This window comes from Saccharopolyspora sp. NPDC050642, assembly GCF_040654735.1.
GTDB classification, from domain to species: domain Bacteria; phylum Actinomycetota; class Actinomycetes; order Mycobacteriales; family Pseudonocardiaceae; genus Saccharopolyspora; species Saccharopolyspora elongata.
Genome location: NZ_JBFAIN010000016.1, coordinates 61,769 through 74,328, shown reverse-complemented (window position 1 = coordinate 74,328; position 12,560 = coordinate 61,769). Strand labels below are relative to the sequence as shown.

At 71.4% G+C, this 12,560-nt stretch carries 13 protein-coding genes; 3 read left to right on the top strand and 10 right to left on the bottom strand.

Translation table 11 applies throughout. The features are described 5' to 3' along the window. Positions 1-83: 83 nt before the first annotated feature. The 5 genes from AB0H93_RS24090 to AB0H93_RS24070 form a co-directional block, all read right to left on the bottom strand. The gene (locus tag AB0H93_RS24090; RefSeq protein WP_358575446.1) at positions 84-941 is read right to left on the bottom strand and encodes an RIO1 family regulatory kinase/ATPase; all 858 of its coding nucleotides are present in this window, start codon (positions 939-941) and stop codon (positions 84-86) included. Positions 942-1,273: 332 nt separating this feature from the next. Then, positions 1,274-2,017 (bottom strand): peroxide stress protein YaaA, encoded by a 744-nt coding sequence (gene yaaA, locus AB0H93_RS24085; protein ID WP_358575331.1) that lies wholly within the window; start codon positions 2,015-2,017, stop codon positions 1,274-1,276. Positions 2,018-2,079: 62 nt separating this feature from the next. Then, positions 2,080-2,973, bottom strand: a complete 894-nt coding sequence (locus AB0H93_RS24080) for a DUF559 domain-containing protein (RefSeq protein ID WP_358575329.1) — start codon at positions 2,971-2,973, stop codon at positions 2,080-2,082. Positions 2,974-3,126: 153 nt separating this feature from the next. Further along, positions 3,127-4,425: a cytochrome P450 gene (locus AB0H93_RS24075; RefSeq protein WP_358575328.1), complete on the bottom strand. Its 1,299-nt coding sequence runs from the start codon at positions 4,423-4,425 to the stop codon at positions 3,127-3,129. Between the two features lie 75 nt (positions 4,426-4,500). After that, positions 4,501-4,854: a VOC family protein gene (locus AB0H93_RS24070; protein ID WP_358575326.1), complete on the bottom strand. Its 354-nt coding sequence runs from the start codon at positions 4,852-4,854 to the stop codon at positions 4,501-4,503. A 124-nt stretch (positions 4,855-4,978) separates the two neighbouring features. Here AB0H93_RS24070 and AB0H93_RS24065 point away from each other — a divergent pair, with 124 nt between their 5' ends. Next, on the top strand, positions 4,979-6,724 hold the full coding sequence (locus AB0H93_RS24065; RefSeq protein WP_358575324.1) for a proline--tRNA ligase: 1,746 nt from the start codon (positions 4,979-4,981) through the stop codon (positions 6,722-6,724). An 85-nt stretch (positions 6,725-6,809) separates the two neighbouring features. Here AB0H93_RS24065 and AB0H93_RS24060 read toward each other — a convergent pair whose 3' ends face one another. From AB0H93_RS24060 to AB0H93_RS24050, 3 genes are all read right to left on the bottom strand, one after another. Next, entirely contained in the window at positions 6,810-7,496 is a 687-nt protein-coding gene (locus AB0H93_RS24060; RefSeq protein ID WP_358575323.1) for an HAD hydrolase-like protein, read from the bottom strand. 61 nt (positions 7,497-7,557) lie between these two features. Next, positions 7,558-8,844: an MFS transporter gene (locus AB0H93_RS24055; protein WP_358575321.1), complete on the bottom strand. Its 1,287-nt coding sequence runs from the start codon at positions 8,842-8,844 to the stop codon at positions 7,558-7,560. Between the two features lie 325 nt (positions 8,845-9,169). Further along, positions 9,170-9,580: a YjbQ family protein gene (locus tag AB0H93_RS24050; protein ID WP_132487358.1), complete on the bottom strand. Its 411-nt coding sequence runs from the start codon at positions 9,578-9,580 to the stop codon at positions 9,170-9,172. Positions 9,581-9,636: 56 nt separating this feature from the next. Between AB0H93_RS24050 and AB0H93_RS24045 the strand changes: the two genes are divergently transcribed. Both AB0H93_RS24045 and AB0H93_RS24040 read left to right on the top strand, forming a co-directional pair. After that, positions 9,637-10,656, top strand: a complete 1,020-nt coding sequence (locus tag AB0H93_RS24045; RefSeq protein WP_358575319.1) for an aminotransferase class V-fold PLP-dependent enzyme — start codon at positions 9,637-9,639, stop codon at positions 10,654-10,656. Between the two features lie 79 nt (positions 10,657-10,735). Then, positions 10,736-11,566 carry a hypothetical protein gene (locus AB0H93_RS24040; protein ID WP_358575318.1) on the top strand — a complete coding sequence of 277 codons (831 nt, stop codon included), beginning with the start codon at positions 10,736-10,738 and terminating at the stop codon, positions 11,564-11,566. A 9-nt stretch (positions 11,567-11,575) separates the two neighbouring features. Here the strand turns inward: AB0H93_RS24040 and AB0H93_RS24035 are convergent, their stop codons facing one another. After that, a complete protein-coding gene (locus tag AB0H93_RS24035; protein ID WP_358575316.1) occupies positions 11,576-12,022 on the bottom strand; it encodes a ferritin-like domain-containing protein in 447 nt (148 codons plus the stop codon). Beyond that, positions 12,019-12,510 carry a hypothetical protein gene (locus tag AB0H93_RS24030; RefSeq protein ID WP_358575315.1) on the bottom strand — a complete coding sequence of 164 codons (492 nt, stop codon included), beginning with the start codon at positions 12,508-12,510 and terminating at the stop codon, positions 12,019-12,021. Before AB0H93_RS24030 ends, AB0H93_RS24035 begins: the two co-directional genes overlap by 4 nt. Between the last annotated feature and the right edge of the window lie 50 nt (positions 12,511-12,560).

Below are 12,560 nucleotides of genomic sequence, written 5' to 3'. Positions count from 1 at the left end.
GGTTCAGCGCCGAGTCTAGCCGATCACGCGCGGTCGCCGGTGGCTGGCGTGCGTGGTGGCCGGACCCGGCGCTGAGACCGCGGTCACATCACATTTCCCGCTGTGGCAAGGAGAACCGTCAGCGCTTCAGGATCCGCCAGGTGCTCGTCGGCGCCGCGGGCGCGGAACCAGCCGGCGATGTTGTCCGCGTCACGTCGCAAGAATTCGAGCCCCCGCGGATTCGCCGCGAGATCGACCGCCTGCGGCAGGTCGATCAGCATCAGCCTGCCGTCGTGCACGAGCACGTTGTACGCGGACAGGTCGCCGTGGGTGTAACCCTGCTCGGCCAGCACCACGAGCGCGTCGACGAGTTGCAGCCAGAGCTCGTCGAGCTCGTCCGGCGTCGGCCGCAGCGCCGCGAGCCGCGGAGCCGCCGTCCCGTCGGCGGAGCCCAGGAACTCCAGCAGGACCTCGGTGCCGACGCGCTGCACGGGGTAGGGCACCGGCACGCCGGCCAGCCACAGCGACGACAGCACGGCGAACTCCGCCACCGCCCACTGCTGCGCGATCATGCCGCGCCCGAACGAGCTGCGCTGCTGCATCGCCCGCATCTCGCGGGACTTGCGCATCTGCCGGCCTTCGAGATAGCCCGCGTCGCGGTGGAACATCCGGTGGTCCATGTCGCGGTACCGCTTCGCCGCGAGCAGGCAGGACCTCCCACCGGGCAACGACCTGCGCAGCAGGTGCACGTCGGCTTCCTTGCCGGTCTTGAGCACGCCCAGCTCGTGGTCGACCGCCGCCAGCTCGGTCACCAGCCAGGACGGGTGCGGCCCGGGGCCGCGTTCCCCGGTGTCCCAGGTGGACCAGCGGTCGGCGCCGTCGGGCAGCGGTCGTGGTTCTGGCTCGTCGCGCAGCGCGGCGAGCAGGGTGCGTTCCTCCTCGGTGAGTCGGCCGCGCCGCATCGGCTCGTCGTCGAAGCGGCGCTTCTTCGACTGCTTCGGCTTGCGGTTCTTGATCGGCTTCGTGATGCGGATGAAATCCGGGTCGTACTCGTCGTACGCAGACAAGATCTGGTGCTCCTCAAGCGGGACCTCCGCCGGGCACCGGTGTTTCAGCGCACGCGTGGCGGAGAGAGGCGGGTTCGGCGGTAGCTGCGCGGAATACGCACGCGCGCGAAGGTCACAAAGGCCACCATGGCGAACCTCCCTCCAGCTTTCCGAGCCGTGCCAACTGGCAGAAGCCAGTTTGATCGATCGACGGCCGCCGCCGCAACCGAATTTCCGCGCCCGGAAAGTCAGGCCCGGACGACGACGCAGAGCCCGCGCGAGCCCTCGCGTTCCACCTGCAGCCCGGCGTCGTTGGCCACGTCGAGGACGTCCTCGAGCGCACCGGGCTCCTCGGGCGTCCGGGCCAGGGCCCGCGCCAGCTTCCCCTTGTGCGACTTGTTGTGGTGGCTGACGACCTTCCGCTTGCCCGCCGCGTCTTCGGACAGCACGCGAACCGCGACGGCGTTCGGCACCTTGGCCAGCGCCGAGTACGCGCCCGACCGCAGGTCGACCACCAGCGCGTCGGCATCGGCGAGCACCGGCTCCAGCGCCGGGCGCCACACGCTGCGCAACGTCCCGAACCCGGGCAGCGCGCTGCCCCCGGACAGGCGGTAGGCGGGGATCGCGTCGGTGCCCCGGACCAGCCCGAACAGCGCCGAAGCGACGGCCAGCCGGGCATCGGCCCGCGCGCGCTCGGCGGCCGACAGCGACCGGACGTCCAGCGCGTCGTAGAGCACCCCGGTGTAGCGCTCGAGCGCCGGAGCAGTGGGCGAATCCCACAGCTCTGCGTTGCGCTCGACCTCCTCGACCTGGCGCTCCGACAGCCCCAGCGCGGCCAGGCTGGCGGGCACGTCATCGGCCAAAGTGGACAGTGCCTCGATCAGCTTCCGCCGGGTGGGCGTCAACTCCGGATGCGACAGGGCGTCGAGATCCAGCGGCGCCCCGGCGCCGCCAACGGCCTTGGTCTCCGAAGGAGGAAGCAGAACCAACACCCCACCAGGCTAAGCGGTCCAGCCCCAACGACCCGGCACCCCTCGTTCGGTTGGTGGCAGTTTCAATTGAAACTGCCGTTCCTCTGGTGGGTGAGTGCCTCGTGGATCGATGAGACGACGTGGTCGATGGACGTTTGCATGTGCTTGTTCGTTACAACGATGACGATCCAGCCTGATTCGTTGAGGCGCAGTCGGCGGGCCTCGTCCCTGCGGAACTGCTCTGGGTCGGCGTGCCAGTGACCGTCGTATTCGACAGCAACTCGTTCGACGGGGAAGGCCAAGTCGACGCGCGCGATGAACCGGCCCTCGGCGAATACCTCGAGCTGCGGCGTCGGATCCAGGCCGCGCAGGTTGAGCTCGACGCGTAGCACTGATTCGGGGATGGATTCGGCGCGGCCGTCCAAGTAGGGCAGCCGATGCCGGGCAAGCACGACCCCGTTGTCGCGACGCCCGGAAAGGAACTTCGCGATCCCTTCCCGGGTGATCAAGCCCCTGTGCAGCAGCGCATCGCAGTGCGCGATCGACAGCGACATGGAACGGCGCTTCAGGAGGTCGAATGCGGTGCGCTCGATGCCCGCCAACCTGATCCCGTGCCAGACCTCGTGCTCGAAATCGTAGGTTCGCACCGCCGAGCAGCGGAGTCCTTGCCGGCGGTGCATGCCGTACTCGCGGGGCACGATTACATCCACCGGGGTCGAGAAGTCGGCCAAGGCAACCCCGCGAAGGGTTGCCGAGGACAAGCCCGTGAGCATGGCTTTCGCAGGCAGCCGCATCGCCGCTGCCAAGCACTTGAGTTCGTGCGTCAGCGGTGTTCCGCTGGTCGTGTACACACCGTGGAGGACTCGGCAGAAGGCCGAACTGCGCAGGTGAGTATCGGTGAGTCCCGCGGTCAGGGCTTCGGAGCGGAGGAACAGCTTGTGTTCATTGCCTAGCTGGGGAATTTTGGACGTGGTCACGCTCTATAAGAGGAAGATACCCCGTTTCCGGATACACCAGGACCCGAATCTGTGGACAACTTCAGTCGTCTGTGGATAACTGAATCCCAGTTTCAATTGAAACTGCGCGCACCAAGGGCCTGGTTGGAGGTTTCAATTGAAACTGGGGTGACGTCAGGCGGGGGAGAGGGTGCGGTCGGTGGTGGCCGGTAGGGCGGACAGGCCGTGGATGATCGACGTCGGGCGGCGGACCACCGCGCCCGCCCGGCGCAGCCCCGGCAGGCGGGTCGCCAGGCAGCGGAACGCGATCTCCGCCTCCAGCCGGGCCAGCGGCGCGCCCAGGCAGTAGTGGATGCCCGAGGAGAACGCGAGGTGATCACCCCGGTCCGGGCGGGTGATGTCGAACCGGTCCGGGTCGTCGTGCACCGCCGGGTCCCGCCCGGCCGACGCCAGCACCGCCAGCACCGGCGTGTCCGCCCGGAGCCGGCGACCGGCCAGCTCCACCGGCTCGTGCGCGATCCGCATCGTCACCTGAACGGGTGGATCCCAGCGGAGCGTCTCCTCGACCACGGCCGACGCCATGCCGGGATCGGCCCGCAGCAGATCCCACTGCTCCGGGTGCTGCAGCAGCGCGAGGGTGCCGTTGCCGATCAGGTTGACCGTCGTCTCGAAACCGGCGACCAGCAGCAGGTCGCACAGCTGCACCAGCTCGGTGCCGGTCAGCTTGTCCTGGTCGAGGGCCGTGACCAGGTCGCTGACGATGTCCTCGCCGGGCTCCGCGCGGCGCTGCTCGATCAGCCCGGTGAACATCGCGTCGAGCTCGCCGAAGGACTCCCGCATCTGCCGGAGCTGGCGGGCCGACCGGACCCCGTCCAGCGCGCCGGCCAGCACCGTGCCGTGGTGCGCCAGTCGCTGCGCGTCCAGCGGCGGCAGCCCGAGCAGCTCGCAGATCACCCGGATCGGCAGCGGCCCGGCGAAGTCCCGGACCACGTCGAACTCGCGGCGCTCGGCGGCCCGGTCCAGCAGGTCGTGGGCGATCTGCTCGATGCGCTCGCGGTAGGTCTCCAGGCGGCGCGGCCGGAAGGCCGGGGCGGCGAGCTTGCGCAACCGCGAATGATCGGGCGGATCGAGCTCCAGCAGCGAGAGCTGCAGGTCAACGGCGGCGGCCGTCGGATCGCCGTAGGAGCCGTCGCTGGTGCGCACGCCGAACCGCCGGTCCCGCAGCACCTCGTCGCACAGCTGGTGGGTCGTCGCGACCAGCACCCCGAGCTTGCTGCGCACCAGCGGCCCCCGCTCGCGCATCTGCCGGTAGAGCGGGTACGGATCGTCCCGCCACGGGGCGTGCAACAGGCGCGCCATCGGGTCGCCTCGCACGGCGAAGAGCCAGGTCAGCGCCCCCTGCGCGAGCAGGCGCGTGCGGAGGCTCCACTCCGCTAATCGGCCGTCGTCGCTGCGGGCCTGCTGAGCGGACATCGGACCCCCTACGTGAAACGGACACCTCGTTCGAGGTAACCGCACCCGCGGCGGCCCGACAATGGGCCAACCGGATCAGTGTCCGCTGGCCACGCAGAACTCGTTGCCCTCCGGGTCCTGGAGCACGGTCCAAGCCAGGCCGCCGGGCCCCTCGTGCTCGCCGACCTCCGTGGCGCCCAGCTCGACGAGGCGGCGCACCTCGGCCTGCCGGTCGGTGGTGCCCAGGTCCACGTGGACCCGGTTCTTCCCGGCGCGCGGCTCCGCCACCTGCTGCAACCCGAGCGCCACCCCGCCCTCCTGGTTCGCGGCGAGCATCACGAACTCGCCGACGTCGAGGACGACGGACGTGTCCAGGGCCCGCGTCCAGAAGTCGGCCAGCTTCCGGGGCGATGCGCAGTCGATCGTCACCATGCCGATGTTCAGTGCCATGGCGCGGAAGATAGGCGCCGACCCCGACAGCCGCCGGGCGGCGCGGGTAATCCGCTGGTGGTGACCCCGGGGTGGGTCGCTACCCTGCGGTTGACGTATCGGGCCGGACGAGGAGCTAGTAGCCGTGATCACGAGGATGTCGACGTTGTTCCTGCGTACCCTGCGCGAGGATCCGGCCGACGCCGAGGTGCCGAGCCACAAGCTGCTCGTCCGCGCCGGCTACGTCCGCCGGATCGCGCCGGGCATCTACTCGTGGCTGCCGCTGGGCCTGCGGGTGCTGCGCAAGATCGAGGAGGTCGTGCGCGAGGAGATGAACGCGATCGGCGCGCAGGAGATCCACTTCCCCGCGCTGCTGCCGAAGGAGCCCTACGACGCGACCAACCGCTGGACCGAGTACGGCCCGAACCTGTTCCGGCTGAAGGACCGCAAGGGCGGCGACTACCTGCTCGGTCCGACGCACGAGGAGCTGTTCGCGCTCACCGTCAAGGGCGAGTACAGCTCCTACAAGGACTACCCGGTCATGCTGTACCAGATCCAGACGAAGTACCGGGACGAGGAGCGGCCCCGCGCCGGCATCCTGCGCGGCCGCGAGTTCGTCATGAAGGACTCCTACTCCTTCGACCTGGACGACGAGGGCCTGGCGAACTCGTACCAGCTGCACCGCGACGCCTACATCCGGATCTTCGACCGGGTCGGGCTGCGCTACGTGATCGTCGCGGCCACCTCCGGCGCGATGGGCGGTTCGGCGTCCGAGGAGTTCCTGGCCGAGAGCGAGACCGGTGAGGACACCTTCGTCCGCAGCACCGAGTCGGGCTTCGCCGCCAACGTCGAGGCCGTGGTCACCCCCGCGCCGCCCGCCGAACCGATCGAGGGCAAGGCGGCCGCCGAGGTCCACCACACGCCGAACACGCCGACCATCGAGACCCTGGTCGACTACCTCAACGCCAACACCGACCGCAAGTTCACCGCGGCCGACACGCTGAAGAACGTGCTGGTCAAGACCCGGCAGCCGGGCTCGTCGGACTGGGAGCTGCTGGCCGTGGGCGTGCCCGGCGACCGCGAGGTCGACATGAAGCGGCTGGAGGCGTCGCTGGAGCCCGCCGAGGTGGCGCTGCTGGAGGAGGCCGACTTCGCCGCCCACCCGTTCCTGGTCAAGGGCTACATCGGCCCGAAGGCGTTGCAGGACAACGGCGTCCGGTACCTGGTCGACCCGCGCGTGGTGACCGGGACGGCGTGGGTCACCGGCGCCGACAAGACCGACCACCACGTGGTGGACCTGCTGTGCGGCCGGGACTTCACCCCGGACGGCACCATCGAGGCCGCCGAGGTCCGCGAGGGCGACCCGTCGCCGGACGGCCACGGCACCCTGGTCGCCGCGCGCGGCATCGAGATCGGCCACATCTTCCAGCTCGGCCGCAAGTACGCCGACGCGTTCTCGCTGGACGCGCTCGGCCAGGACGGCAAGCCGAAGCGCATCACCATGGGCTCCTACGGCGTCGGGGTGTCGCGGCTGGTGGCCGCGATCGCCGAGCAGAGCCACGACGAGGTCGGCCTGGTGTGGCCGCGCGAGGTGGCGCCCGCCGACGTGCACGTGGTGATCGCGGGCAAGGACGAGAGCATCCGGGAGCGCGGCGAGGCCATCGCGGCCGAGCTCGACGCGGCCGGCGTGCAGGTGATCCTGGACGACCGGACGGTGTCGCCGGGCGTGAAGTTCGCCGACTCCGAGCTGATCGGGGTGCCGACGGTCCTGGTGGTGGGCAAGGGCCTGACCAGGGGCGTCGTCGAGGTCCGCGACCGTCGCTCCGGCGACCGCGCGGAGGTCGAGGCGGACAACGCGGTGCAGCACCTCATCGACGTCGTCCGCGGCTGAGGGACTCGAAGCCGATTAACGGGGCCGTGGGTCCGGGTTTCCCGGGACCCACGGCCCGTTTCTTCGCTGCTCCGGCAGCCGCAGGTCAGGTCAGCGCGGCGAGCACCGCGTCGGTGTCGGCGAGGTTCGGCAGGACCGCGTGGGCGCCCGCGGAGCGGAGGTCGTCCTCGCTGCTGGATCCCGTGGCGACGCCGACCGCGACCGCGCCGAAGCGCAGCGCACCCGCGACGTCGTGCGGCGTGTCGCCGACGACCACCACGGCGTCCGGGGCGATCGGCCCGCCGTGGCGGTCTTCGGCCTTCGCGACGGAGTCCGCGATCAGGTCGTGGCGGTGCACCGAGGCCTCGCCGAAGCCGCCGATCTCGAAGTCGACGTGGTGGTGCAGGCCGAACGATTCGAGCTTGTGGAAGGCGACCTCCGCGAGGTTCCCGGTCACCAGCGTCTGCGTGAACCGCGGCTCGTCGGCCAGCGCCGTCAGCGCCCGGGCCGCACCGGGCAGCGCGCTGCCGCGCTGCGAGAGCTCGTCGCGCGTGTCGGCGACCGCGCTGGTCAGCGCCGCGAACATGGCCGCGATCGTGGGCTCGTCCGGGGTGCTGCCGTGGATCTCCAGCACGTCCGTGGTGATCGCCAGCTCGGTGCGGCCGGCGGTGTCCGGCATGCGCTGCAGAGCCTTCCCGGTCACGTCCGCGAGCGCGCGGCGGTACCAGCGGGAGCCGAAGCCCCGGGCGTCGATCAGGGTCAGGTCGATGTCCCACAGCACGAGTCGCGTCACCGCACCATCCTGCCAGCCGACAGGACGGTGCGGGACGCCCGATTTCCCGGCGGCCGCGGGCTCAGGCGGCCAGCTCGCGGCGGGCGGTCTCGGTGACGATCGACATGCCCAGCACCGTCAGCGCCAGGCAGCAGATCAGCATGATCGCCACCGGCATCGCCGAATGCGTCGCCCGCAGCAGCGCCGCGCCGATCAGCGGTGCGGCGGCGCCAGCGACCACCGTGGCGGCCTGATATCCCAGCGACACCCCGGAATACCGCACCGAGGTGCCGAAGAGTTCGGCGTAGAAGGCGGATTGCGCGCCGGTCAGCATGCCGTGCAGCAGCAGCCCGACCGCGACCGCCAGGAACACCAGCACCGGATCGTGGCTGCCCACCAGCGGGAAGAAGATCACCGTCCACAATGCACAACCGATGGCGGCGGTGATCGCCACCGGGCGGCGGCCGAGCCGGTCGGACAGCGCCCCGCCGGCGAGCATCGACAACGCCTGCACGAGAGAACCGACGGCCACCGCGGTGGTCGTGATCGCGGTGGGAAGCCCGATGTTGCCCGCGTAGACCAGCAGGAAGATGGTGAACACGTAGAACGCGGCGTTCTCGCCCACGCGCGCCGCGAACACCGCGAACACCGCCCGCGGGTACTGGGCCAGCGCTTCGAGCACCGGCGCCCGCTCCTCGCGGCTCTCCTCGGCGACGGCCTGGAACAGCGGCGACTCGGCCACCCGCAGCCGCACCCACAGCCCGATGACGACCAGCACGATCGACGCCAGGAACGGGATCCGCCAGCCCCACGCCGAGTACTGCGCGCCGGTCGTCGCTGCCGCCATCGCGGCCAGGGCGCCCGTGGCGAGCAGGTTGCCCAGCGGCCCGCCGGTCTGCGGCCACGAGGTCCAGAAGCCGCGCCGCTCGCGCGGTCCGTGCTCGGCCACCAGCAGTACCGCGCCGCCGAACTCGCCGCCGAGCGCGAAGCCCTGCACCAGCCGCAGCAGCGTCAGCAGCAGCGGCGCCGCGATCCCGATCTGCTGGTAGCCCGGCAGCACGCCGATCAGCACCGATGCGGAGCCCATCAGGATCAGGCTGATCACCAGCAGCCGCTTGCGGCCGACCCGGTCGCCGAAGTGCCCGAACACCAGGCCGCCCAGCGGCCGGGCGGCGAACCCGACGGCATAGGTGACCAGCGCCAGCAGCACGCCGAGCAGTCCGTCGGAATGCGGGAAGAAGACCGGGCCGAACACGGTGGCCGCGGCCGCCCCGTACAGGAAGAAGTCGTAGAACTCGACGGTGGTCCCGACCACGCCCGCGGACACCACGCGGGCCAGGCGGCGAGTTCCCCCAGCTGTTGTCGTCACGGTCGCAAAGAGTGCTCGCGCGACCACGCCCCGCGCAAGATCCCGGCTCGAAGTTGCCTCGTCCGCAATGCCATTGGAATCGAACCGCCGATTCCATTGAGATTCTTCCAGCCTCGTTCTGGGTGGCGGTGCGGGTAGCGGAACCTCGGACGCTTCCTGGACTGCTCCAATACGCGGCGGAGGGACCGTCCTCACCAAGAAGCGTCTGAGAGCCCGCAGCGGTGCCGGTTGCGGGGTTGGCGGCAGCGTGCGCGGTCACGGCAGATCGGGCGCCGCAGTCACCGCCGCTCCAGGATGAAAAGGCTCAGTGGAATCGCGGCCGGGATCAGCCGGGCAGGAAGCTCAGGCGGACCCGGCGGACCGGATTGTCCACATTGGTGTCCACCAGGCACACCGACTGCCAGGTCCCCAGCGCCATCTCCCCGCCCAGCACCGGGATCGACGCGTACGGCGGGACGAACGCGGGCAGCACGTGGTCCCGGCCGTGGCCCCGCGAGCCGTGGCGGTGCCGCCAGCGGTCGTCGGCGGGCAGCAGGTCCCGAAGCGCGGCGAGCAGGTCGTCGTCGCTGCCCGCGCCGGTCTCGATGATCGCCAGCCCGGCGGTCGCGTGCGGCACCCAGACGTTGAGCAGGCCGTCGCGGGCCCGGGCCGAACGCAGGAACCGCTCGCACTCCGCGCCCAGGTCGTAGACGACTTCCACGGAGCCGGTCCGGACCTCGATTTCCTCGCTGTGCATGGTTCAACCGTAAGCAGCGGTACCGGAACCGGCCCGGCCGGTGCGAGGATGCCGCCATGCGTGAGGCATTCGGTGCGCGGTTCGACGTCCCGGACGGCTATCTCAACACCGCGAGCATCGGCATCCCGACCGCCGACGCGGCCCGCGCGGTCGCGGAGTCGGTGGCGCGCTGGGGGAGCGGCCGCGACCTGCCCGAGGACTTCGAGCCGGCGGTGGCCGACGCGCGGGCGTCGTTCGCGGCGCTGGTCGGCACCACCGCGGAGCGGGTGGCGATCGGGGCCACCGCCTCCCAACTCGTCGGCCTGGTCGCGGCGAGCCTGCCGGCGGGCGCTCGCGTGCTGGTCGCCGAGAACGAGTTCACCAGCGTCGTCTTTCCGTTCGCCGCGCAACCGGACGTGCGGGTCACCGAGGTGCCGTTGGACGAGATCGCGGAGCACGCCGCGGGCCACGACCTGGTGGCGGTCAGCGCGGTGCAGTCCAGCGACGGCCGGATCGTCGACCTCGACGGCCTCCGGCGGAGCGCCGCCGCTGGTTCGACGCGGGTGCTCATCGATGTCACGCAGGCGCTGGGCTGGCTGCCGGTGCGGCTCGACTGGGCCGACTGGGTCGTCGGCGCCGCCTACAAGTGGCTGCTGTCACCGCGCGGCGCCGCCTGGCTGGCGGTGCACCCGGATGCGCCCGAGGTCGTGCCGAACAGCGCGAACTGGTATGCCGGGCAGGACCCGTGGAGCACCACCTACGGCCTGCCGCTGCGGCTGGCCGGCGGCGCCCGCTCGCTCGACCTCTCGCCGACGTGGTTCGCGCAGGTCGGGGCGGCGGTGGCGATGCGCTGGCTGGCCGGGCTCGACATGGCCGCGGTCGCCGCGCACTGCACCGGGCTGGCCGACGAGTTCAGCGCGGCGCTGGGCCTGCCCGCCGCCGGATCCGCGATCGTCTCGGTGCGGGCGCCGGACGCCGTGTCGAAGCTCACGGCGGCCGGGATCACCTGCGCGGCGCGAGCGGGCCGGGCACGCCTGTCATTCCACCTCTACAACACCTCCGCCGATGTCGAGCGCGCGGTGCGTGCGCTGCGATGACCATCCGGGGTGTCCGACTTGTAATCAGCGCCCGCTACGGTTGGTGCTCGTGCCGGACCGACGAGGTGTGCCCGAAGAGATGACGGGAGCACAAGCCAACACGCAGCGCGAAACCACGCCGCTGCGGCGCGACAACTCGCTTATCAGACCGGATCGCGCATCGGTGCCGCCGCCGGACGAGGCCACTCGGCCGGCGTTCGCCCCACCGCCCCGCCGCGACCAGCCGCCGCCGGCGCAGCAGCCGCCGCCGGTGCCGCCGCCGCAGGCGCAGCAGCAACCGACGAGCTGGCAGGCCCCGGTGGCGCAGCCGGAGCCGCAACCGCGTCGCGTCACGCCGACCGGCTGGCTGCTGCGCGGGCTCGGGCTCGTCGCGATCTCCGTGTTGTCCGGGCTGATCTGGCTGATGATCAAGCCGGACACCGATGAAGAGGCCGCGCCGCCGCCTGCGGAGGTGCCGCGCTACGAGTTCGTCCCGATCCACCGCGAGGAAGCGTTCCAGGGCTGCCAGAACGTCTCCACGGCCAAGATCAAGAGCTTCTTCCAGAAGCAGGAGTGCACGCACCTCACGCGGGCGCTCTACAGCACCAAGCTGCCCGACGGCACCCGGGTGCTGACCTCGCTGGTCACGGTCCTGATGCCGGACGCGGCCACCGCGCAGCAGCTCAACGACCTGACCACCAAGGACGGCACGGGCAACATCCGGGACCTGGTCGACGACGGGCGGGACGGCACCAAGGGCATGCCGGCGCTCGACGACGACGCCTACGCCTCGGGCCGCCAGGACCGGCTGGTGGTGATCGGCGACTCGGCCTACTTCGACAAGAACACGCCGCACAAGGACCCGGTGCTGCTCGACGTCACCAAGGAAGCGCTGAAGCTCGGCTGGCCGCAGGAGCAGACCCCGCGCTGACCGCCGGAGTCAGGGCTGACCGGGGAAGGGCTTCGCGGCCGGCTGCGTGCCGACGGTGAGCCGCCACCGGGTGGCCCGGACGGCAGCGGTGGTCAGGCCGTCGAGCGCGATGCCGCGCAGCGCGGCGTCCTCGGTGTTCTCCAGCACCGAACGCCAGCCGGTCTCGCAGTCGTTCTCCGTCTTGACCAGCAGCCCGATCGCGGCTTTCTGGTCGCTCACCGACTCCCCGACGTCGTACGCCGGCTGAGCCGCCGACGGCGTCTGCTGCGCGTCGCGGATCACCCGCTCCGCGGTGTCGCGCAGCCTCCGGTGCTGCTCCATCGCGTCGCCGATCGCGCTGCGCACGCGGGATTCGCTCGCGAACGCGCTCGCCAGCCCGTACACCCACACCGCCGCGTGCTCCGCGCTCAACGCGCTGCGCAGCGCGTTTCCCGCCTCGTCCGAAAGCTCCGTCATCCGAGCACCTCCCGCAGGCTCGCGCAGCTCGCCGCGACCGATCCCAGCAGCCCGGCGCGGTAGGGCTCCACCCCGGGCACCAGCTGGGCCGCCCTGTCCTGCGCGCCGGTCAGCGCATCGCGCAGCGCCTTCGCCGCCGTGCTCGCCGAGGACGGGGCCTGCTGCGGCGCCGGATCGGGCACCGACGGCGGGTCTTCGGGATCGCGCGGATTGACCCGGTCGACCTCGCGCTGCAACGCGGCGGCGTGCTCGGAACGCGCCGAGGCGATCTCGCCGGCGGCGTCGGCCAGGCCCGAATGCGCCTGCGCGATCGCCTTCGCCAGCTGGGCGTCGGACTTCGCCGCGGCCGCCAGCGCCACCAGCGGGTCGGGCTCCTCGGGTGCCGAGCTGCACGCCGCGGTCAGCGCGGCGGCGACCGGAACGGCCGCGAACAACCGCAGCGCGCTCCGCCGCCCCAGCAGCGACCTGGCTCGCGAAGGGGATTCCACGTCGGCCTATCCTGCCAGGCGATCACCCGGGCGGACGCCCGGGCATCGCC

Bases quoted from the DNA above. Each gene is read 5' to 3' on its own strand.
- AB0H93_RS24090 (WP_358575446.1), bottom strand. From the start codon at position 941: ATGCGGCGCGGCCGACTCACCGAGGAGGAACGCACCCTGCTCGCCGCG.
- AB0H93_RS24075 (WP_358575328.1), bottom strand. From the start codon at position 4,425: ATGTCCGCTCAGCAGGCCCGCAGCGACGACGGCCGATTAGCGGAGTGG.
- AB0H93_RS24070 (WP_358575326.1), bottom strand. From the start codon at position 4,854: ATGGCACTGAACATCGGCATGGTGACGATCGACTGCGCATCGCCCCGG.
- AB0H93_RS24050 (WP_132487358.1), bottom strand. From the start codon at position 9,580: ATGCACAGCGAGGAAATCGAGGTCCGGACCGGCTCCGTGGAAGTCGTC.
- AB0H93_RS24045 (WP_358575319.1), top strand. From the start codon at position 9,637: ATGCGTGAGGCATTCGGTGCGCGGTTCGACGTCCCGGACGGCTATCTC.
- AB0H93_RS24040 (WP_358575318.1), top strand. From the start codon at position 10,736: ATGACGGGAGCACAAGCCAACACGCAGCGCGAAACCACGCCGCTGCGG.
- AB0H93_RS24035 (WP_358575316.1), bottom strand. From the start codon at position 12,022: ATGACGGAGCTTTCGGACGAGGCGGGAAACGCGCTGCGCAGCGCGTTG.